The sequence below is a fragment of the Ruminococcus sp. genome, assembly GCF_024684275.1.
Window position 1 is genome coordinate 19,482 of sequence record NZ_JAIKXF010000106.1, and the last position, 21,573, is coordinate 41,054.

Below are 21,573 nucleotides of genomic sequence, written 5' to 3' on the forward strand. Positions count from 1 at the left end.
TAATATCCAAAATCAGTGCTTTTTACAAAGAAGATAATATTTATGAGAATAAATATGTAAAACAGGCTCTCTCACTTGTTACAGCATTATTATGGATATTGAGAGCACTTTTGTACACCGCATATTTATTGACAAATCTGCCAAAAAAGTCTATAATATTATCAACAAATTTCTATCGGAGGATATTGAAATGAAAATCAAAAGAATTATGGCGGCTGCCCTCTCTGCCTGCCTTATGCTTCCTGCAATGACCGGACTTTCCGCAATTGCAGGCGGTACCCGTGTTTCTGTCCACGATCCCTCTATTATCAAGGACAAAAGCACCTACTATGTTTTCGGCTCTCATATCGAAGCTGCAAAATCAAGCGACCTTCAGAACTGGAGGCGCTTCTCAAACGGCTATGCCACTTCTAATAATGTTGAGTTCGGCAATCTTTCACAGAATCTGAAAAAAGCCTTTGATTGGGCTGGTGAAAACTTAGAGGACTGTGAGGGCGGCTTTGCTGTGTGGGCTCCTGATGTAGTATGGGACGCAGATTATATAAATACTGACGGAAGCAGGGGCGCATACCTCATGTACTTCTGCACGTCGTCAACTTATATGCGTTCGGTTATCGCATATGCCGCGTCCAAAAATATAGAGGGACCTTATACCTTTGTTGATACCCTTATATATTCAGGCTTTACGGGCAATGACAGCTATGCTGTCAGCAGCACAAAGAATGTGAACCGCAAGTACACCTCAACAAATGTGGACGAGCTTATCGCACAGGGAAAGGTGACCTTCAATAACAGCTGGTTCAACAAGAATAACTATAATAATCAGCTTTTTCCGAATGCGATAGATCCGAATATCTACTACGATACAAACGGAAAGATGTATATGAGCTACGGCTCATGGTCAGGCGGTATTTTTACTCTGGAGATCGATCCTGAAACAGGTCAGTGTATCCACCCGAAAACAGGTCAGACCTCTGACGGCAGAATGGTCGACAGCTACTTTGGCACCAAGATATCAGGCGGCTACGGCAAATCAGGCGAAGGTCCGTTTATCGAATACAATCCCGAAACAGGCTATTATTACCTCTGGGTAACATATGGCGGACTTACCTCCACAGGCGGCTATAATATGAGAGTTTTCCGCTCTGTATCTCCTATGGGACCGTTCACGGATCCAGCAGGCAGACAGGCTGTGCTTCCAACGAACCCCAATCTTGACTCTACAGGTCTCAAGGTAATGGGCAATTATAAATTCAGCTCTCTCAGCAAAGCATATATGGCTTGCGGACATAACTCGGTACTGAAAGACGACGACGGAAAATGGTATCTGATATATCATACCCGATTTGATGACGGTGCTGAGTTCCATGAGGTCAGAGTTCACTCCATGTACTTCAATGAGCAGGGCTGGCCTGTTGCTGCGCCATATGAGTACGCAGGAGACACTATCTCAGAAACAGGCTATAACGATGAGGATATAATCGGTGATTATGAATTCATAAACCACGGTACATCAACTGACGGAAAAATAATAAATTACAGCAGCATAAAGCTGAATTCTGACGGAACTATCAGCGGTTCCGTTACAGGTAAATGGTCACAGGCACAGGATAATTCAGCAGCTGTGATAACTATCGGGAATCAGGTATATTCAGGCTATTTCCTTGCTGCAAAGGACGAAAACGGTAAGAAAGTAATGTCATTTACGGCTGTAGGAAATAATAATCAGACCATTTGGGGCGTTCAGACAAAGCAGTTCACAGGCAAGGAACGCTCAGGTATTGCAGATTTTACAGATAAAAACTCACAGCTCATTAATAAAGCCGATACTGTGAGCGGAAGCGGTGCTGCGGTAAAGCTCAGCGGAACAGAACTGCTCAGCGGTGTTTCCTACTATATCATAAACCAGAACAGCGGCATGGCTGCAGACCTGCCAAACGGAAAGCTTGACGAGGGCACTAATATCCAGCAGTGGGAACGCAACGGCAGCTGGGCTCAGCAGTGGCGCATCGTTGCTGTTGACAAGGACTACTGTAAGATAGTTTCAGTAGGCGACGAGTCTATGTGTATCGCTGTGGCTCAGTCATCTTCCGACGACGGGGTAAATATAGAGCTCCAGAAATACACCGGCAAGGACAACCAGCTGTTCAAAATAAAGAAATGCGGCTCCGACTATGGAATAGTCTCCAAATGCTCCAATGATACAGGCGGACTTGATGTTTACGAATGGTCAAAAGAAAACGGCGGCAACATAAATCAGTGGAACTACTGGGAGGGCGGCTGTCAGCTTTGGAGCCTGTCCCCTGTTCATCCGCAAATTACCGACGGAAACTACATGATACGCAGTATAGACAGCCAGCTATTCATGTTTGATATGCAGGGAAAACCTGTCCAGTTCGACGCTAAAGGAGTATCTGCTCAGCCTGATATGTACGGTAATATGCCTTTCACTCTGAATGATCAGATATGGAGCTTCACAAGACTCAGTGACGGCAGCTATACTATCAAAAACCAGAAAGGTCAGGCTCTTGCATTGAACAGCTCCGGCAAGCTGACGGTTGAAACTGCCTCAGATACGGATAATCAAAAATTCAAGGTCATCTGCAACAAGGACGGCAGCTATTCACTGCTCCAGAACGACGTATGCATTGAAATAGACAAGAATAAGACTTCTGACGAAGCAGGCTTCTCTGCAAACAGCTTCACAGGCACAAATACTCAGAAATTCGTTCTTGAACCTGCTGTCCCTGAGGAAATCATCCTTCCGGTGAAAGGTGATGTAAACGATGATGGTATGCTGAATACTGCCGATCTGGTAATGCTCCAGAAGTATATCCTCGGTGCAGGAAAGCTCATAAACAGCGTCAATGCCGACATTAATGAGGACGGAAATATCGATATTTTCGATAATGTCGCTCTCAGGAAGCTGCTTATAATGAAATAATACGCAAAAAGAGCAGTCCATCCGGACTGCTCTTTATTTTTAGTCTATAACAATAGGCTCTGACCAGTAGTTCTGATTGTAGATGTCAGAGAAGCGATAGAGAATGTGGCATGAGCCGTCTCCAACGTTTGTGTTGCTAAGAGTCATGTTATCCGTAACAGTTACCTGATCGCCGATAAAGTAGCTGTCCTGATAATTCATATCATAATCATAATAGTCGCAGATAAAGTCAAGCTTGTCTCCTGCCTTTATCTCAGTGAGATTCTTTGCAGCTGCCTCAGTCTCGCCGTCAACATAATCTGTTGAGGCACCAACGATAGTACCGTTATCATCATTTACAAACTGAATAATAAGATTAACTCTTTCACCGTTGAGAAGTGCAGGGACATATCCTGAGATTATAAGGTCGCTGCCGCTCTGGACTGTATCTGTGTGGTAATAAGCAACTACATTGCCATTTATTGAGAGCCAGTTCTTTTCTGTATCAGCAACAAGCTTTCCTTCGTCATCAAAGGTAAAGATATTGTCAAGTCCCAGGTCTATGTAGCCTGTACCGTCATCGTAGAACATATTGAGGTCAAGGCCATGTACAAGCTCCCACTGTGAATCAGCCAGATCCATAGTGTACTTGCCGTTCTTTTCTTCCCATGTGAGCTTAGAAGCATCAAAATAATGAGTTGAAAGATACTCTGCTGTATCGCTTACATTAGTATCCTTCATAAACTCGGTATTGCTTTCATCAAGACCTGTAATGCTTCTTCCGCCGCCGAGAAAGCTTGAAAGAAGTGATCCTATCATATCGGAGCTGCCTGATGAGCCCGAAGAACCGCCCATACCAAAGAGAGCGTCAAGAGGCGAGCCTGTGCCGCCTGCTGCTATCTGTCCGCCTGTTTCGACTTTAGCGAACTGCTTTATGCAGCGAGCATACTCAGAATCCATACCGATCTTGTCATACGTTCTGCAAGCCTTATCAACGTTTGAAGCACTCTGATATGGGAAATAAATTGATACTCCGAAAGCATTTGTCATATTTGAAGATGTCTTATTGTACTTTACAGCATTTTTAAGCGAAGAAGCAAGTGCCTTACCCTCGGCAGTTCCTACGTTCTCTGCAAGATTTACAAGATCCACCTGATCTATGCGAGTACCCTGAGCAAACTCACGTGTAGAGTATCTTGCATTTGAAATATCCTTGTAATCATTCTTTTCGATCTTGCTGCTTATTGACTTAGCAAAAGCAGAAAGATCCTTAGGTACTGTATTTGAGAACTCTGCAAGGTCTATTACTGAAAGAGTAGTCTTCTGACCTCTGCACTTTTTGCCGCACTCAGCTACAAAGTCATCAACAATATTCTTTCCGATGTCAAGTGTGGGCATTGAAGTATTGCTGCCAAGCTTTGTGAGCCAGTTTGTATAATACCAGCCGATACCCGGCTCTGTTTCCTCAGAAGCTATAAGGTAATCGGCATGATCATTGAGCATAAGTGCTGTCTCAGCAGTAGCCATAAGACAAGCATCAAAGCCTATGAAATCAAACTTGACTCCGCCGCTTCTGAGTGCCTGATCTACGCCTTCAAGAGTCATAGAACCGCTGCTCTTGTTCTTCTCGTCGTATCCATAGCCTGTGACCGATCCGCCGCCGTGATCCCAGAGGATAAGCTCGTTTCTGTTAGCTGGGAAATTCTTCGCACAGAACTGTATAAACGAAGCAAGATTTCCCGGATCGGTCATAGCCTTGCTGCCTGCGTCCTCAACAAGTCTGCCTATCTGACCATTCTTGATCTGGTATATCTGATTGACCTTATTGCTGATACCGTTTATCTTCCATCTTGCACAGCCTCCTGTAAACACGATAACATTGACATTATCTCCGTAGGAAGCAGCTCTCATTTCCTCCATATCGGAAGAAGCCATTCCGTGCTTTGATTCAAGGTCAGTACCGCACATATAGACCATTATGGTAACAACGTCCTGATTATTGCCCTTGATAACAGTTCTCTTTTCACGAGAGCCTGCTGCAACAGATGTATCAACAGTGCTGTCGCTTGCAGCGCTTCCGGAAGCTGTATCCTCAGTGCTGAAGCCAAAGCCTGAAGGCACTGAACCTATATCAAGTCCTCCGCCTCCGTTTCCGCCGCCTGTAAGTGAACCGATAAGGTCACCTGCACCGCCGCCGCTGCCGCTGAACATCTTGAATATTATAACCCCGATGATCAAAAGTGTAATAAGACCGCCGCCTCCGGCCGCAGCCCGTTTAGCTCCGCCGCCGCCACCGGTACTGCCGCCTGAATAGCTGCCCGAACCTACAGGGCCTGTGCCGAGACCGTCGCCTCGTCTATGTGCTCCGCTGCCGCCAGAGGTGACGTTTTTACGCCTGCCCTGCGGTCTGTTCTGATTAGGATCCATAATAACCTCCGAAAAAACTCATTATGTGGCTAAATACGCCTACATTACTATATTTTACACTCTTTCTCAAGGATTGTCAAGTTAAAAGCGGTTACAAATCAATTTTCTCTTAAAAATATCCATGCTGCAATAATATAAATTGTAAAAAAATAAAAATAATTATGCTGTTTTTATTTATACTTGACATTGCTCCCCGTTTGTAGTATAATATTTATGCTGTCGAGGTGTGGCTCAGTTTGGTAGAGTACTACGTTCGGGACGTAGGGGCCGCAGGTTCAAATCCTGTCACCTCGACCATTAAACGCGGTATATCACATTATGTGATATACCGTTTATATGCCGCTGTGGTGGAATTGGCAGACACAAGGGACTTAAAATCCCTCGGTAGCAATATCGTACCGGTTCAAGTCCGGTCAGCGGCACTTGCGCCTCGCTTTGAACGAGGCGCTATTTTTTTGCTATGAGGAAAGTGAGACTATGATAAAAGCATACAAAATGCAGCTTGACGGAAATATTGATATTCCCTGCAATATTTCATGTGTTTCATTTGACATTAAGTATTACAGCCGGTATCAGAGAATATACAACGACTGTTTCCGTGAAATGCGTACTGCACTTGATATAAAACCCTATGACTTCCTAAATGATATATCTCAGATATACAATAAAACAAATGACATCTTTCTGTTTATAAAAGACGGTAATATTATCGGTTCGGTTGCCTGTTACGGAAATGAAATAGATGACCTTATCGTTGCTCCTGAGTATCAGCACAAAGGATACGGCAAACAGCTTATACTATGGGCGATCCATTACATAAGAAGCAAAAATGCGGAACCAATTACGCTTCATGCTGCTGACTGGAACAAAAGAGCCGTTTCGCTGTATAAAAGCTTAGGATTCAAGATCATTGAAACTGAAATAATCAACTAAGCCGCGATAAAGCTAAAATTTTAATTTTATTTATATTTTTAAAATTACTATTGACATTATAAATATAATATAGTATAATTAAACACGGTCAATCACTTTATTCATTTAAAGCTTTACAAGGTTATGACATAAAATCTGTAAAGCGATACGAAAGGACGCGATATTAATGGGCTCACAAGCCGCAACATTCGTCATTCTCGCTATTTACGTAGCAATTATGGTCAGTATCGGACTATATATGTCAAGACGTACAAAGTCCTCTGAGGACTTTATGCTTGGCGGAAGAAGCGTCGGTTCATGGCTGACCGCCTTCTCATACGGTACTACATATTTCTCGGCAGTTGTATTCATCGGATATGCAGGTCAGTTCGGCTGGATGTACGGTGCTTCTGCAACATGGGTAGGTATAGGCAATGCGATCATAGGAAGCCTTATCCCCTTTTTCCTCATTGGTAAGAGAACACGTCTTATGACAAATCATCTGGGTGCTAAGACTATGCCCGAATACTTTGAGCACAGATTTGATTCCAAAGGACTCAAAACAGCCTCTGCACTTATAGTATTCATATTCCTTATCCCATATACAGCTTCTGTATACAATGGTCTTTCACGTCTTTTCGGTATGGTATTCGACCTCGGCGAAAACGGCGGAACTATCATAATCATCGCTATGGCTGTTCTTTCGGCTATATATGTAACTCTCGGCGGCTACAAGGCTACAGCTCTCAACGATTTCTTCCAGGGCATTATTATGCTTATCGGAATCGGAACTGTTGTTGCTCTTACCGTTCAGAAGAAGGACGGTCTCTCAGCAGCACTTGACGCTCTGAATACTATTTCCGACAGCAAGACTGAGGCAGGAACTCTCGGCTCGCTCTTCGGACCTGATCCTATCAACCTTCTCGGTGTTGTTATCCTTACTTCTCTCGGTACATGGGGACTTCCTCAGATGGTACAGAAATTCTACGCTATCAAGGACGAACAGGCTATCAAGAAGGGCGCCATAATCTCAACATTTTTTGCGATCGTTGTTGCAGGCGGTTCATACTTCATGGGCGGATTTGTAAGGCTCTACTGCACACTTGACGGAACTGACGGCTCAGGCAGAACATTCATAGAAACTGTAAACGGCAAGCCTGTTTACGATACAATGGTACCTGCTCTGATCCATCAGGCACTTCCTAACCTTCTTATCGGTCTGGTAGTTGTTCTGGTTCTTTCAGCTTCACTTTCAACTCTTTCTTCACTGGTCCTCACATCAAGCTCTACACTCACTAATGACCTTATCAAGCCGCGTATCAAGAACTTCGACGACAAGCATCAGGTAATGTTCATGCGAATATTCATCGCAGTATTCCTCGTTATTTCAGTGTTGATCGCCTGTCATAAAAACGCTTCCATATCAACTCTCATGTCTTATTCATGGGGCGCACTTTCGGGAGCATTCCTCGGACCATTCCTCTATGGCTTATTCATGAAGAAGGCTTCAAAGGCTGCTGTAGCAGCAAGCATGATAACAGGTGTTGGTATCAGCGTAACACATATGCTTTTATTCAGCCTTAACATCGAAGCATTCAGCGGTATCAAGCAGGCGGTCATCGACCTCAACTGTCCGCTTCAGCTTCTGTCACCTATAAACGCAGGCGCATTTGCAATGATTGTCTCACTTCTTATCGTTCCGATAGTAAGCTCATTTACCAAGTCTCCTGACCAAAAGGTAGTAGACAATGCATTCAGCAGTTTATCTGCAAAATAAAAATTTAAAGGAGCGCTTCAAGCGCTCCTTATTCTTTATATTTCAAGTATAAAAAAGCAGCTGAAAACAGCTACTTTTTTAATATTACTTGTTCTGGATAAAGTCATTAAGTGACTTATTCTTATCAGCGTTCGATGTGCTCTGATAAGCATAGAAGCTGAGAACATTGGAAGCGTCAACAGCATTTACAGCGGAATTGCCATCAACATCAGCAGCTGCCATAGCCTCATCAGAAAGTCCGCTTGGCTTGCTTGTAGATGTATTTGCATAAGCTGTAAGAATAGTTGAAGCATCAACAGCATTTATCTTACCGTCGTTATTTACATCGCCGAGAAGTCTGTCGGAAACGTTTACGCGGAGGTCCTTGCAGATAAGCTTGTACTTTTCGTTGTCAGGAGCATACTCAGGATTATCACCTGTACGATATGTTACATAAGTAAAGTTCTGATTCTTATTATAAAATGCTATATCATAGCTGCCTGCAGCAGACTTGTCTACAACAGCGTCAAATGTAGCAAGCGGATATGAATCGCTCTTTTCTCCGGTTAAAGCCAGAGGCTTTATTTCAGCATTTCCTGCCGGAGAATAAAAAACTGATAAAACCTTATAATTTTCTACATCTTTTTCACGAATAACTTTTTCATTGTCCTTATCAAGATTAATAAAAGGTGTCTCATCATAATTTGAATACGGCTTTGTTTTAGGTTCGTCGAGATTCTTGAGAGAAAGTCCTTCCTTTTCGCAAGCCCATCTTACGCATACCCAGCCAGCACCTGCATTCGGATCACTCAGGTAAACCTCGGAGGCGATAACTGCACCGTTAGCGTCAGCAGCCTTCTTGTTTACATATAAATTACCGCTTGAAAGAACCTCTACGCCCTTTGTCTCTTTTGCCTTGAAGTAGACTGACGGAGCTGCACTGTCAGCAGCGTTTGCGCTGAGCGAAGCAGCCATACCCACAGTAAGACCTAATGCAGAAATAATTGATACAATCTTTTTCATATAAAATACTCCTTTCACAGCAACTCAGCCATGCGCAGAACTATTTCAGCAACACGCTTAGCAGCTATTTTTTCAAATTCGTCAAATGACATTGCTCCCTCGTCGTCTGCATTATCAGAAATACAGCGCACACTTACAAACGGGAGCTCATTGAGATAACAGCAGTGACCAACTGCGGCACTCTCCATATCAACGGCATAGGGATCGAACTTTTCCTGAATAGCATTCTTTACCTCATTACTTGAGATAAATGCCTCTCCTGATACGATACGTCCTCTGAATGACTTAACCTCAAATTCTCCGCAAACCTTTTCTGCAATATCCATAAGCCCGCCATCAGCCTTGAATATACCGCAGTAGGGCGGATAATCCTTTAAGAAATGCAGATCAAGATCATGAGGAAGCACCTCTGTGGATATTACGATATCACAGACCTTTACTGCACTGTTCATTCCGCCTGCAATACCTGTATTTATCACACATTCAGGGTGAAAATTATCGATCAAAACCTGTGTACAAAGTGCTGCATTAACCTTTGCGATTCCGCAGCAGGCATTGATAACAGTTTTGCCGTTTCTATTATTGATATAAAAATCGAAGCCTGAGATATGCTTTATCTCACCTTTTCCAAGAATAGCTCTTATGTCAGCAAGTTCAGAAGGCATTGCTCCGATTATTGCGATAGTATTCATTAAATCACTCCATTAAAAATATTACATAGACATTATATCATATAAATGTTAATAAATCAAGTATAAATAATATATCCCCAATAACTGCCATAAGGCGGTTATTGCCCTGAACTTTGTTCAGGGGGCAAAAATTCTTTTATGTCAGGCTCATTTTGCGCTGTCGGGCAAAACAGCTGACATTAAATAAAAACCATTTTATACATAAAAAAACAGACCATACCATAATCAGAAAATGGCGTGGTCTATCTTTTTTTGCGGAATCGGGGCATTATCCTCTTTTTATAGATATTATGCATGAAATCAAGGTCAATATCATACACAAAAAAGATAAGATTCGTAATACCGAGCAGTATGTAAGCACCGTACCTTCCAAAATCATCAAATTCCTCCAGCATATCGTCAAGCCCGAGTATATATACGGTTACATAGAAATATCCGATAATACATACATTGAATATAAACAGCTTAATCAGCAGTCTTAAAAGCCGCAGAGGGATTTTCTGGATATAAAACCTCAATATGGGGTAATGTCCGAAGAGCATTATAAATATAAGTGCTGCTTCCTTGTCAAAGGTTATAAACAATGACAAAAGGCTTACCGCGATATACGTCAGAAAAGCCCATGCTGTGTTTACCTCCACAGCAATTATCATAAGCAGTATGCCAGCTATTCCCGGAAGCAGCAGATACAGCGCAGGGAGAACTCCCGCAAGGAACATAGTCACAAGACAAAGTGCGGAAACTATGCCTCCCAGCGCTACTCTGTAGCTGATATCTCTCATTATTTAAGAGCCTTTTCCTTTCCGTCAGATGTCTTTTTTGCACTCTGTATATTATATACTATAGCAGAAAGCATTTTCTGCGGAACAAATCTCGGAGCAAAAGTTCCAAGCTTTACAAAAAGTCCTGGAATCGCGAACAGCTTGCCGCTGAACGCCTTTTTCAGCGCATATTCTGCTGCAAAATCAGCAGAAATCGGCTTGACCGAGAAGCTTACGCCTGCACGGTTATTGAAGTTTGTATCCACAGGTCCAGGACACAGCACTGTTATCTTTACATTAGAGCGGTCTCTGCGGAGCTCCTCCCAGATGGCTACAGACAGCTTCAAAACGTAATTCTTAGAGCCGTAATAGGCTGCCATAAGAGGACCTGCCATAAAGCCGGCAGCAGAAGCAACATTAAGAATGATCCCGTGGTCTTTTTTCTTGAAATCACGCAGAAAAAGCTTAGTCAGGATATGCAGTGCCGTAATATTTACGTTTATCATGTTGATCTCATCGTCAAGGTCAGTATCCTCAAACTTGCCGAAAAGACCATATCCAGCATTATTTATAAGCATATCCACGTCTTTTCCTTTACAGAACTCATAAACTCTGAAAACATCTTCTTTTTTTGCAAGGTCAGCTGCTATTATTTCGATATTTCCGCCGAGAGACTCCTGCAATTCTTTAAGCCTTTTCTCGTTTCTGCCCGTCAGGATAAGCGACCAGCCCTTTTTGGACAGCTTAGCCGCAAAGCTCTGTCCGATACCCGATGTAGCGCCTGTGATCAATGCTTTCATAACAATCATTTCCTTTCTATGATCTTTTCAAGATTATTCCTGTCGCCCAAGTTCTCAACGCCGAATAAAAACAATGTCTGTCCGTAATCGTTGATGTCGATATGATCTGAAATACAGCCCTCCATATCCTCGGGAGAAATAACAGCTATTTCGCTGTAATGCTGAACAAGGAACGGTATGAAGCAGTCTGCATAGCTGTCCTTGATAACAAGAAGCTTCTTATCTGTGTTTGCAGAGGTATAGATCTTCATACAAGGCACCGACTCGCCCAGATATATCGAGTACATATCACCTGAATCAAGTCTGCTTCTGTCATAGAGGCTGCCCTCAGACTTGCTGCCGTCAGCACGGGTACAAACGCAGGCAAGGACCTCTGCACCCTCGGGATATTCATATATGTCGATAATATCCGCTTCAGGCTTTTTTGAAAGTGTTCTGTTATAAAAATTGCCTCTGAATTCATCAGTAACGTGCTCTATTGCATACTTATCATAGGATATTGGCTGAAAGCCAAGCTTCTTAACAACCGTTTTATATACACAGTATGCCCCATAGCTTGTCCATTTAGTATCGTTTCTATAATAAATATAGTTATCCTTGAACATTTTAAGGATATTGTATGCATCAATTTTTCTTATATCACTGTCAAGAAAATCGTAAAATGCCGAAATCTGCTGACTGTCTGAGCGGTTGTCGATGTAAGCAGGCAGGGTATCGCCGTAAACTCCCGAGGAAGCAGGTATAGCCGCAAAATAGACTGTGCCGTCATAGTTTTCTGCATATCTGCTGAAAATATCAGCATTTACGGATATGGGGGCTCTATGCGAAGCCTCAGCATCAAGAAGCCTTTCCTTTCCGACGTAAACGCCGTTGACTATGCTTTCTGAAAGCTCGGTCTGAATTGCTGTTTTTGTAGACAGCCACTTGCTTCGTCCTGCAAAATGGTCAGTCATATACGTGCCGAGCTCCTTAGCGGTATCGCCTTTATAAAGCTTTTCAGCAGTTATCCTCGGAAGCTTTGCAAGCGCCCTGTTTTCGGTCTCCGACGACACAGACTTATTGCCCAGAACCGTAGCCGCGCCGAAAAATGTAATGAATGCAAGAGTAACGGCTGCTGTTATCTTATTTGCTGTCTTAGCCATATTCTCCTCCCATTACAGTTTCATAATAAGCATTTCAGAGCTGCCGTTATATGACATAAGTGCTGTGCAAAAGATCAATGCGGCAAGCACGACCAGAGTCGAAGCAGCAGTTATTACGTTTTTTACCTTCTTTTTACCCGTGCGTATCATGAGGTTACGGAACAGATCCGAAGCAGCATATATTGCCGCAAGAATCAGGACAATATATGATTTCAGCAGGTAAAACGCCTGTGAATCTGCTATAACTCCGTTTCCGCAAATCATTGCGAGCAGGTATCTTCCCGAATATGACGGACTGCTGCCTGCAAGAAAAACAGAACAGATAATGATCAGAAATGCAGTATAGATCATACCTGTGATATCCATGCCCTTTCTCTTGGCGATACGGCTCTCGATAACGACGGCTGTTCCGATAAGCAAGCCCCATAATGCACCGTTCACGCTGAAAGTATACCATATTCCGAACAGTATCCAGCCGAATATAAAGATAAGCTCCTTTATCCAGCGGTGACTGCAAACACCGTATAACGGCTTGGTAACATATCTCCTGATCCACTGTATCACCTGAGACTGCCGCCTTGCCGCAAAATACTTTATCTTTGTGCTGACAAGAGGGTAATTAAAGCTCTGCGGCATACGATAACCGAAGCAGTACGCTATACCGGTACCCATATCTGCAAATCCCGAAAGATTAAAGTAAAGGCACAGCACAAAGCCTATTATTCCCAGCCACGCAGTAACCGCAGAAAGCTCCGTTACATTCTGACTGCGAACCGCAGTATACAGCATATACAGATCATCAGCAACAATTACCTTTTTAGCCAGTCCCTTTACAAAAAGAGTCATTCCGATGCCGATATTTTCGGCAGTTTCCCTGCGGTTGTCGAGTATTCTTCTGAAAACTCCGTACCTCAGAAGCGGTCCCATTATAAGTCTCGGAAAGAACATAAAGTAAAGCGAAAACCTTATGATATTTTTTTCAGCTGCCAACCTACCCTTGTATACATCAATGAGAGTTCCAACAGCTGCAAGGCTGAAAAATGATATTCCTACAGGAAAAAAGCCTTTTGGTGCCCTTAAAAATTCCTGAAGCTGTGAGAAATATTCCGTTCTGAATATTATAAGCGCAGCAATGTCTATTATTATGCCTGATGCAAGAGGGACCGCCGCTATCTTTTCATTCTTTCTCAAGCGGCAGATAATATGTGAGAAACCGTAATTTACCGCGGTATACGCAAGAATGAATATCAGAAAATACAAGCTTATCATTCCGCAGAAAACCAGGCTGAGAATAAGCAGCGTCAGCTCACGCAGCTTTTTCGGTGTTAAATAGAAAAGCAGTATAGAAACGGGCAGAAACCCGTATATGAACAGCAAGCTGCTATATACCATTATTTTCTCCCTTCAATCCTCTCATTATCTCTGCAAGCCCGGCGCTGTCCATCATAGTTGAAAGCACCTCTATCAGCGCACCTGCGGAAAGCTGCCTCGGCAGCCCCAGGTGAAGCTGCAGTCTCTCGCGGAGCTCACGACTGTTTTCACCGCCGCTGAGTCCCAGCTCATAAAGAGTAAGCTTTGTGATATCAGAACGTTTGCCCACCCTCGAAGCGGTTATCCCCGACTTTTCAAACGCCGCAAGCAAGGTCTGTACGTCGATACCCTCGACACCCAGTTTACCCTCAGCAGAGGGCTTTACCTTACGCTTTTCCTTGCCGAACACATCGGGAATATAGACATTCGTTATTTTTCCGCTGCCCACAGCACCTTTTATATAGCCGCGTATACGCCTGCCGGCTGCATCAGAATCAGTAAGGATGATTATCCCTGTCTTTTTTGCGTAATAACGAATAAGCTCAAGCTTTTCAGAGTCTTTGAAAATACCGAATCCGTTAGTGATTATAATGACAGCGTCTACAATGGAGGACAGCTTTATCTTGTCATATTTACCTTCAACGATTATAGCTTCTTCTATTTTTATCATTATATCACCTGTTAATTCTTAGTCATCAGCATTTTTGTAACAGTTTGCTCCAATATGGTCTTTTCGTCTCCGCTGCCCGAATTCAGAATGATATTGGTATCACGGAGTATCTTTATACACTCTCTCAGCCTTCGGATACTCATATGCGAGCTGTCACGGAAAGCATTCTTTACTTTGAACTCCCATACATAGGCGAAATCCTCTTTTACATCGAGTATCTGCTTGCCTTGTTGTCTTGCACAGGCGGCACGGTACATATCAATAAACGAACCCGTAATATTGGCGAGGACTGCTCCCCTGTTTTCCCTGTTCTGCATAAGCTCGTCAAGAGCCTCGAATGCAGACCTTTTGTTGAACACCGCAACAGCATCGGCAAGCTTGAAGAAGGTAACATCACTCTGCCTGTGAACGAGATTTTTCAGTACCTCAGATGTTATTTCGCCGCTTCCGACATAAGCGCAAAGCTTATCTATCTCATTTTTGATAGTCAGCGTGTCGGATTGACACATTTCTGCAAGCTCACGGGCTCTGTCAAGAGAAATAAGAGCTCCCCTTGCAGAAACGCTCGCCGCTATCTCCTTAGCAAGCTCATTTTCAGACTTAATAGGACACTCGACAAGCTCACCCGCCTTAGCTGCAAGGTCGGCAAGCTTCTTATTTTTGTCCTTGATGATACTTTTTCCCGTCTTAAAGTCGGTTTTTACATTTATCTCAAAGCCGGTAACGTTGAATATGACGACTGTCTGCTCAGGAATATCTTTAAGTACATCGACCATTTTTTTGTTGAGGTCCTCGGCGCGGAATCCTGCCATATTTTCACGAGGCTTCTCGCAGTTATAGTCGTTTATAAGGATACAGTTATACTCCGACATCATAGGCATCATCTGTATCATGTCATAGAGCTCTGAAGTATCAAGATAACGCCCGTCAAGCTTATTGAGAGCAAAATCCTCATTATCGCCGACAGCTGCCTTTATTATCTGCTTTGTCAGCTTTTCAACCTCGGGTATATTCTTTCCGAAGATATAATACAGATTTTTCAGCTCGCCTTTTTTCAGCTCAGCTTTTACAGTTTTTGGGTCAGTCTGTGGCATTACAGCCTCCTTATATTACAGCTGCCGGAACCGGACAGCACGATCTCAAAATTATTTCCGTCAGCAAGATATATCGCCGGATCAATGCTTCTGTCAGCGTTTTCAGGAACATTTCCGTACATTACCGTAAGAGCATCTGCTGATATTTCACTTTCCTTAGCAGAAGCAATAACTGCCTTTACACCACCGCTTCTTACAGTAACTGTGCCGCTGCTGTACTCCGCAGAAAAGCTCTCATCATCTATAACAAGCCCATTATCGCCGAAATATGTGATGTCCAGACCTTCCGAAGCGATCTCTTCGCCCGAAGCAAGCCACCTGCCTGTATCAACGAACTCCAGCTCTTTAAGATAGCTCGCATATGAAGACTGAACTTTATTTGTCAGCACCATAGAATCCACAGAATCAATACAGTTTCTTGTGAGGTATTTCCGGACATATTCCGCAGATTTATAGTGTCCGCTGAGATCGATGATATAAGCCCTTTCGCAGCCGCAGACAACTATAGCCGCATTGCTGCCGCTTCCGAGGACTGCGATGGTCGTATGCTTGTCTCTTTGCATACGGACAACTCCGGCACCAACGAACATAAAAACTGCAGCCGCAGCAATAACTCCGCAGATGTATTTCCTGTTTTTGAAAAGCGCTGCTGTGATCGCAGCAGCAGCCATAAAAAGCAGAAGTCCAAGAATAAGCTCCCTGCTGTCACATGAAAAATGAGTGAACCTGCTCCTCGCTGCAATATCTGAGACTTTCAGCACAAATTCATTGATGTACCTTGAAATGAAAAGGAAATCCACAAATCCGCCTGTAAGAGCATATATAAGACCAATAATCATCGAAATTGAGCACAATGGGACAATAAATATATTAGTCAGAGGTGAGATGAGCGAAGTCTCATCAAAGAAAAGAAGCGAAAACGGGAATACACACAGAGTAGTGCAAAGCATTATCGAAAAGCTCTTGATAAAGCGCTGATAAAGTCTTTCACTCGGCATATTCTCAGTCATATACGGTGCAAAGACACCGATACCGAAAGTACCTGCAACAGAAAGGATAAAGCCTTCATCATAAACAGCATACGGCTGAACCAGACATATCAGCAGAACAGCCGCAGACAGAGAATTAAATGTGTCGTTCTGCCGTCTGAATAGCCTTGCTGAGTAGAAAAAGTTCATCATTATGGCTGCTCTTATAGCTGAAACAGGATAATCAGCCATAGCAATGATAAACAAGAGCAGAAGCTCCATTACAGCAAATGAGACATACTTATTTACACGAAGCCGTCTAAGCAGCCACATAAGCGTCAATATCGCCACAGATACATGAAGTCCCGAAACGGCAAGCATATGACCGATTCCGCAGCGATATACTGCCGTCCTGACGTTATCGTCAATATACCGCTTCTCGCCGAAAACCATTCCTGCCAGCAGATCACCGCTGTCTTTTCCAAGAGAAAGGCGGAAATCAGATGTGATTTTCTCTCTGTAGCGATCAATGGCTTTACCGAGCTTTCTCGCCTTCCTGTGCTCTATGCTTATATGCTCAGCGCTGCGCAGATTCAGAAATATCCCGTCAGACTTATAGTACTTCTCGCTGTCAAAAAGATAGTCCGACTTAGGTATCTGAAAAGAACAGCTGCCGATATCAATAATATCTCCCTTTTCAGCTCCCAGCGAAGCCGAATAATATGTAACTTTAGCCTTGATATTGCTGTTTATTCTGCCGCTCAGCGTATATGAAGCATTTTCGCCGCTGTAGTACCGAACATCGACTACCTCACCGCGAAAGCTCCCCTCGCTTCCGTTCAGAGCCGCAGCAGGCTTATATACTACAGCCGTATACGTACAAAAAGCTCCCGCAGAAGTTGCAAAGAATAATGCCATAAGAGCAATATCCTTCCATTTAAAGCCAAAACGTATACAAACTATGCAAGCCGAAGCAATAACCAGTGAAAAGATCAACAATATAGCAGGATCGGTAAAAAATGAAGCGAAAAACAATCCCGCCATATACGCTGCTGCAGCTCCAATCATTTTTCGCTTCATAATCTATTCCTTATTTAAAGAAAAGAGGCAGCTTCTCTAAGAAGCATATATCTTTTCTGTCCGCAGCATCGCCCTCTGCAAGTACCGCAGATCTGCCTGATATAATTCCGCCTGCCGCGTGTACCAGTTCTTCAAGAGCGCGCAGTGACTCACCTGTACTTATAACATCATCAACGATGAGCACCTTCTTGCCTTTAAGCATCGCAGCCTTTTCCTGCGAAAGATAAAGTGTCTGCTCAGCCGCAGTTGTTATAGACTTTACGCTGACTGAGATAGGCTCGGTCATATAGAGCTTTACAGACTTTCTCGCAACGACATAGGGTTTGCTGCTCTGTCTTGCCATTTCATAAGCAAGAGGGATACCCTTTGACTCAGCAGTAAGGATAATATCAAAATACGGAGACTTTCCAAGAAGCTGTTCAGCAGTCTTGACAGTAAGCTCTACATCAGAGAACATAACGAAAGCCGCAATATCTATCTTATCATTGAGCGGACAGATAGGAAGCTCCCTTTCAAGCCCTGCAATAGTCATTTTATATGTATTTGCCATAGCAGCCTCCTTATTCTGTCTTGCCCAGAGACTCAGGTCCCCAGCCCATTTTTACTCCTGCCAGCATATGGAAATGCAGGTGCTTAACGGTCTGACCTGCGTCATCGCCGCAGTTATTTATGATACGGTAGCTCTCAATGCCCTCGGCCTTTGCAATTTTTGCAGCAGCCTCGAATACCTTTGCAACAGCATTGGAGTTTTCCTCAGTTATCTCATTTGCACAGGAGATATGTACCTTTGGGATAATGAGATAGTGAACGGGAGCTATCGGAGCAATATCCTTGAATGCAAATACGAATTCGTCCTCGTATACCTTTGTGCTTGGTATCTCGCCGTCGATGATCTTACAGAATAAACAGTCCATATTGATTCTCCTTTATCATTTATTACGCGGGAGGCATAGCCGCCCATAGTATTACTTTATTGTATCAGCAACTACGTCTTCAAACTTAGCCATTGCTTCGTCTATCTTAGTGATATCGCCTGCACCTGCCATAGCACCGTCAGGCTTACCGCCGCCCTTGCCGCCTGTTACAGCAGCTATCTCACGGACTATCTTGCCTGCATTAGCACCCTTTGCAACAGCGTCCTTTGTACATACGCAGTAGAATGTACCCTTTTCGCCCATAGTGCCTGCAAAGAGAGCGATGATAGCCTCTTCCCTGTCCTTTACACTGTCGCCCAGCTTTCTGAGCGCATCAGGAGCAGAACCGTCCATTCTTGCTGAAACTATCTTTATTCCGCCAACTTCCTTTGCGTTATCAAAGAGAGCAGCGGTCTTGGAGTTAGCTATCTGCTGAGTAAGACTTTCGATCTTTTTATCCTTCTCCTTAGACTCAGCCGCCATAGTAGCACACTTCTCGGGAAGCTCACTCACGTTTGCAAGCTTGAGAGCCTTTGCAGAACGGAGAATAGTATCCTTAAAACCGTTCATAAGCTCAAGAACGCCTGCACCTGTAACTGCCTCGATACGTCTTACGCCTGCTGCAACAGAGCTCTCTGACACTATCTTGAACAAGCCTATCTGTGCTGTATTTGAAAGATGAGTACCGCCGCAGAACTCGACTGAAGGACCGGCTGTAACTACTCTTACTGTATCGCCGTACTTCTCGCCGAAGAGAGCCATAGCACCAAGCTTACGCGCCTCATCGATAGGCATTTCCTGCATTGTTACAGGCATATTGCTGAAGATATATCCGTTTACGATATCCTCAACTCTTGCTATCTCCTCATCGGTCATAGCACTGAAATGGTTAAAATCAAAACGGCAAGCCTTTTCGTTTACAAGCTGACCGGCCTGATGAACGTGGTCACCGAGGACCTGTCTCAGTGCATTCTGGAGAAGATGTGCAGTTGTATGATTGCGCATGACAGACATTCTTCTGTCCTTTTCAATCTGTGCAAGCACCTTGTCACCCTTTGAGATGCTTCCCTGCTCAACGGTAGCAATGTGGAGGAAGTGTCCCTCAGACTTTATGGTATCATCAACAGAAGCGATATTAGCACCGTTGAGAAGCATACCTGTATCGCCGACCTGTCCGCCGCTTTCAGCATAGAAAGGAGTAACATCAAGAACGATTACAACATCATCACCCTCGACAGCTGTCTCTATCTCATTGCCATTCTTGTAAATAGCAAGAACTTCTGCGTCCTCAGCCTCAAATGCTGAATAGCCTGTGAATACTGTTGCAGGAGCATCTACCTTTATACTGTTGTCAGCCCATGAAGAACCTGCCTTTGCAGCGTGGTCAGCCTTAGCTCTTGCTCTCTGCTCCTTAGCAAGCTCTGTAAAGCGCTCACGGTCTACAGTGTAGCCCTTTTCCTCACATATTTCCTCAGTAAGGTCTATCGGGAAACCATATGTATCTGAAAGCTTGAACGCATCGTCGCCTGAGAGGACCTTTCCGCCATCAGCAGCAAGCTTGTCTGTGAACTGATTGAGGAGCTCTGTACCCTTGTCGATAGTCTTTGCAAAGGCTTCCTCCTCAACGCCGATTATCTTCTTGATATAGTCGCGCTTTTCAGCAAGCTCAGGATATGCATTAGCGTTCTCATTGATAACTGTATCGCAGACCTCTGTAAGGAAAGGTCTTGTTACGCCTAAAAGTCTGCCGTGACGTGCAGCTCTTCTGAGCAGACGGCGGAGAACATAGCCGCGTCCTTCATTTGAAGGAAGGATACCGTCACCTACCATGAAGGTAGTGCTTCTGATATGGTCAGTGATAACACGGAGAGAAACGTCCTTCTTAGCGTCTTTCTTGTACTCAACGCCTGCTATCTTTGAGATATGCTTCATAATATTCTGAACAGTATCTACCTCGAAGATATTGTCAACGCCCTGCATAACGCAGGCAAGTCTCTCAAGTCCCATACCTGTATCTATGTTCTTGTTCTTCATCTCGGCATAATGGCCTTCGCCGTCGCTGTCGAACTGGCTGAATACAAGGTTCCATATCTCAATAACTCTGTCGCAGTCGCTTGCCTGCTCGAAGCTCTCAAAAGGACCATAAGCCTCGCCGCGGTCAAAGTGTATCTCAGAGCATGGACCGCAGGGACCTGAGCCGTGCTCCCAGAAGTTGTCTTTCTTGCCGAGACGGATGATTCTGTCATGAGGGATACCGATATGCTTCTCCCAGATCTGCTCAGCCTCGTCATCGCTCTCGAAAATAGTTATCCAGAGCTTTTCAGCAGGGATAGCAAGAGTCTTGGTAAGGAACTCCCAAGCCCACTCGATAGCCTCGGTCTTGAAGTAATCACCGAAAGAGAAGTTGCCGAGCATTTCAAAATATGTACCGTGACGTGCTGTCTTGCCAACGCTCTCAATATCAGGAGTTCTGATACACTTCTGACAGGTTGTCACTCTCTTGTTGGGAGGTGTAGCCTGTCCGAGAAAGAACTTTTTAAGAGGCGCCATACCAGAATTGATAAGGAGAAGGCTCTTGTCACCCTGAGGAACGAGAGATGCGCTTGCCATTCTTGTATGGTTCTTGCTCTCAAAGAACGAAAGATACTTTTCACGAAGATCATTAAGACCTATCCACTGCATAAATATATCTCCTTTAATAAAAATATAAAACTTAGCAATACAAAAAAAGCCCCGCCGCCAAATGGGACGAAGGCTCTCGTGGTACCACCCAAATTTGAAGGAGCACTGCTCCCTCCTCATACATCTTTAACGCAGAAATACGCTCTGATTTCTCAGAGTAGCTCAGGGGTAGCACCTGTATCATGCGTAAAAGCTCACACCTACCGCTTTCTCTCTGCAGCGCATAAATAACAGTCATTCCCGTCATTGCTATACTTTATTATTATAGCGCTGTTTCAATGAAAAGTCAATGGTTTTATAAATATTTCTTAAAAAATGCAAGATTTTCGTTTTTTGTCTCATTTGCCTGCTTCATACCATTTCCGACGGCAGCGGAATATCATCACCAGAATAATCATCAGATCATCCAATTGCAAGT

General features: G+C 43.9%; 16 protein-coding genes, 2 tRNA genes and 1 other annotated feature. Of the genes, 5 read left to right on the plus strand and 13 right to left on the minus strand.

The window, feature by feature from the left end; translation table 11 throughout:
- The first annotated feature begins 190 nt into the window (after positions 1-190).
- A complete protein-coding gene (locus tag K5677_RS12315; RefSeq protein ID WP_296728502.1) occupies positions 191-2,944 on the plus strand; it encodes an RICIN domain-containing protein in 2,754 nt (917 codons plus the stop codon).
- Between the two features lie 39 nt (positions 2,945-2,983).
- On the opposite strand, the gene K5677_RS12320 is transcribed toward K5677_RS12315, so the two are convergent.
- Positions 2,984-5,350, minus strand: coding sequence for a clostripain-related cysteine peptidase (locus K5677_RS12320; RefSeq protein ID WP_296728504.1), 2,367 nt, complete (start codon positions 5,348-5,350; stop codon positions 2,984-2,986).
- Between the two features lie 220 nt (positions 5,351-5,570).
- On the opposite strand from K5677_RS12320, the gene K5677_RS12325 reads away from it, so the two are divergent.
- From K5677_RS12325 to K5677_RS12340, 4 genes are all read left to right on the plus strand, one after another.
- Positions 5,571-5,647, plus strand: a tRNA-Pro gene (locus tag K5677_RS12325).
- A gap of 41 nt (positions 5,648-5,688) precedes the next feature.
- A tRNA-Leu gene (locus tag K5677_RS12330) sits at positions 5,689-5,772 on the plus strand.
- 55 nt (positions 5,773-5,827) lie between these two features.
- Positions 5,828-6,283, plus strand: coding sequence for a GNAT family N-acetyltransferase (locus tag K5677_RS12335; protein ID WP_296728505.1), 456 nt, complete (start codon positions 5,828-5,830; stop codon positions 6,281-6,283).
- A 166-nt stretch (positions 6,284-6,449) separates the two neighbouring features.
- Positions 6,450-8,039 carry a sodium/solute symporter gene (locus K5677_RS12340; RefSeq protein WP_296728507.1) on the plus strand — a complete coding sequence of 530 codons (1,590 nt, stop codon included), beginning with the start codon at positions 6,450-6,452 and terminating at the stop codon, positions 8,037-8,039.
- A gap of 84 nt (positions 8,040-8,123) precedes the next feature.
- Here the strand turns inward: K5677_RS12340 and K5677_RS12345 are convergent, their stop codons facing one another.
- From K5677_RS12345 to alaS, 12 genes are all read right to left on the minus strand, one after another.
- Positions 8,124-9,041 (minus strand): dockerin type I domain-containing protein, encoded by a 918-nt coding sequence (locus K5677_RS12345; protein WP_296728509.1) that lies wholly within the window; start codon positions 9,039-9,041, stop codon positions 8,124-8,126.
- Positions 9,042-9,055: 14 nt separating this feature from the next.
- Positions 9,056-9,733 (minus strand): 5'-methylthioadenosine/adenosylhomocysteine nucleosidase, encoded by a 678-nt coding sequence (locus K5677_RS12350; RefSeq protein ID WP_296728511.1) that lies wholly within the window; start codon positions 9,731-9,733, stop codon positions 9,056-9,058.
- 242 nt (positions 9,734-9,975) lie between these two features.
- Complete coding sequence (locus K5677_RS12355) at positions 9,976-10,515, minus strand: hypothetical protein (protein WP_296728512.1); 540 nt, start codon at positions 10,513-10,515, stop codon at positions 9,976-9,978.
- Positions 10,515-11,294: an SDR family oxidoreductase gene (locus tag K5677_RS12360; protein WP_296728515.1), complete on the minus strand. Its 780-nt coding sequence runs from the start codon at positions 11,292-11,294 to the stop codon at positions 10,515-10,517. Before K5677_RS12360 ends, K5677_RS12355 begins: the two co-directional genes overlap by 1 nt.
- Before the next feature lie 5 nt (positions 11,295-11,299).
- The gene (locus K5677_RS12365; RefSeq protein ID WP_296728516.1) at positions 11,300-12,436 is read right to left on the minus strand and encodes a DHHW family protein; all 1,137 of its coding nucleotides are present in this window, start codon (positions 12,434-12,436) and stop codon (positions 11,300-11,302) included.
- Positions 12,437-12,448: 12 nt separating this feature from the next.
- Entirely contained in the window at positions 12,449-13,828 is a 1,380-nt protein-coding gene (locus K5677_RS12370; RefSeq protein ID WP_296728519.1) for a hypothetical protein, read from the minus strand.
- Positions 13,818-14,417 carry a DUF4093 domain-containing protein gene (locus tag K5677_RS12375; RefSeq protein ID WP_296728521.1) on the minus strand — a complete coding sequence of 200 codons (600 nt, stop codon included), beginning with the start codon at positions 14,415-14,417 and terminating at the stop codon, positions 13,818-13,820. Before K5677_RS12375 ends, K5677_RS12370 begins: the two co-directional genes overlap by 11 nt.
- 11 nt (positions 14,418-14,428) lie before the next feature.
- Entirely contained in the window at positions 14,429-15,511 is a 1,083-nt protein-coding gene (holA, locus tag K5677_RS12380) for a DNA polymerase III subunit delta (RefSeq protein ID WP_296728522.1), read from the minus strand.
- Positions 15,511-17,397 carry a ComEC/Rec2 family competence protein gene (locus K5677_RS12385; RefSeq protein ID WP_296728524.1) on the minus strand — a complete coding sequence of 629 codons (1,887 nt, stop codon included), beginning with the start codon at positions 17,395-17,397 and terminating at the stop codon, positions 15,511-15,513. The genes holA and K5677_RS12385 overlap by 1 nt, the downstream gene beginning before the upstream one ends.
- A 172-nt stretch (positions 17,398-17,569) precedes the next feature.
- Positions 17,570-18,109, minus strand: a complete 540-nt coding sequence (locus tag K5677_RS12390; RefSeq protein ID WP_164172509.1) for a phosphoribosyltransferase family protein — start codon at positions 18,107-18,109, stop codon at positions 17,570-17,572.
- Positions 18,110-18,119: 10 nt separating this feature from the next.
- A complete protein-coding gene (locus tag K5677_RS12395) occupies positions 18,120-18,473 on the minus strand; it encodes a histidine triad nucleotide-binding protein (RefSeq protein WP_028514903.1) in 354 nt (117 codons plus the stop codon).
- 51 nt (positions 18,474-18,524) lie between these two features.
- Positions 18,525-21,155, minus strand: a complete 2,631-nt coding sequence (gene alaS / locus K5677_RS12400; protein ID WP_296728530.1) for an alanine--tRNA ligase — start codon at positions 21,153-21,155, stop codon at positions 18,525-18,527.
- A 59-nt stretch (positions 21,156-21,214) separates the two neighbouring features.
- Positions 21,215-21,411, minus strand: a binding site (T-box leader).
- Positions 21,412-21,573 lie beyond the last annotated feature (162 nt).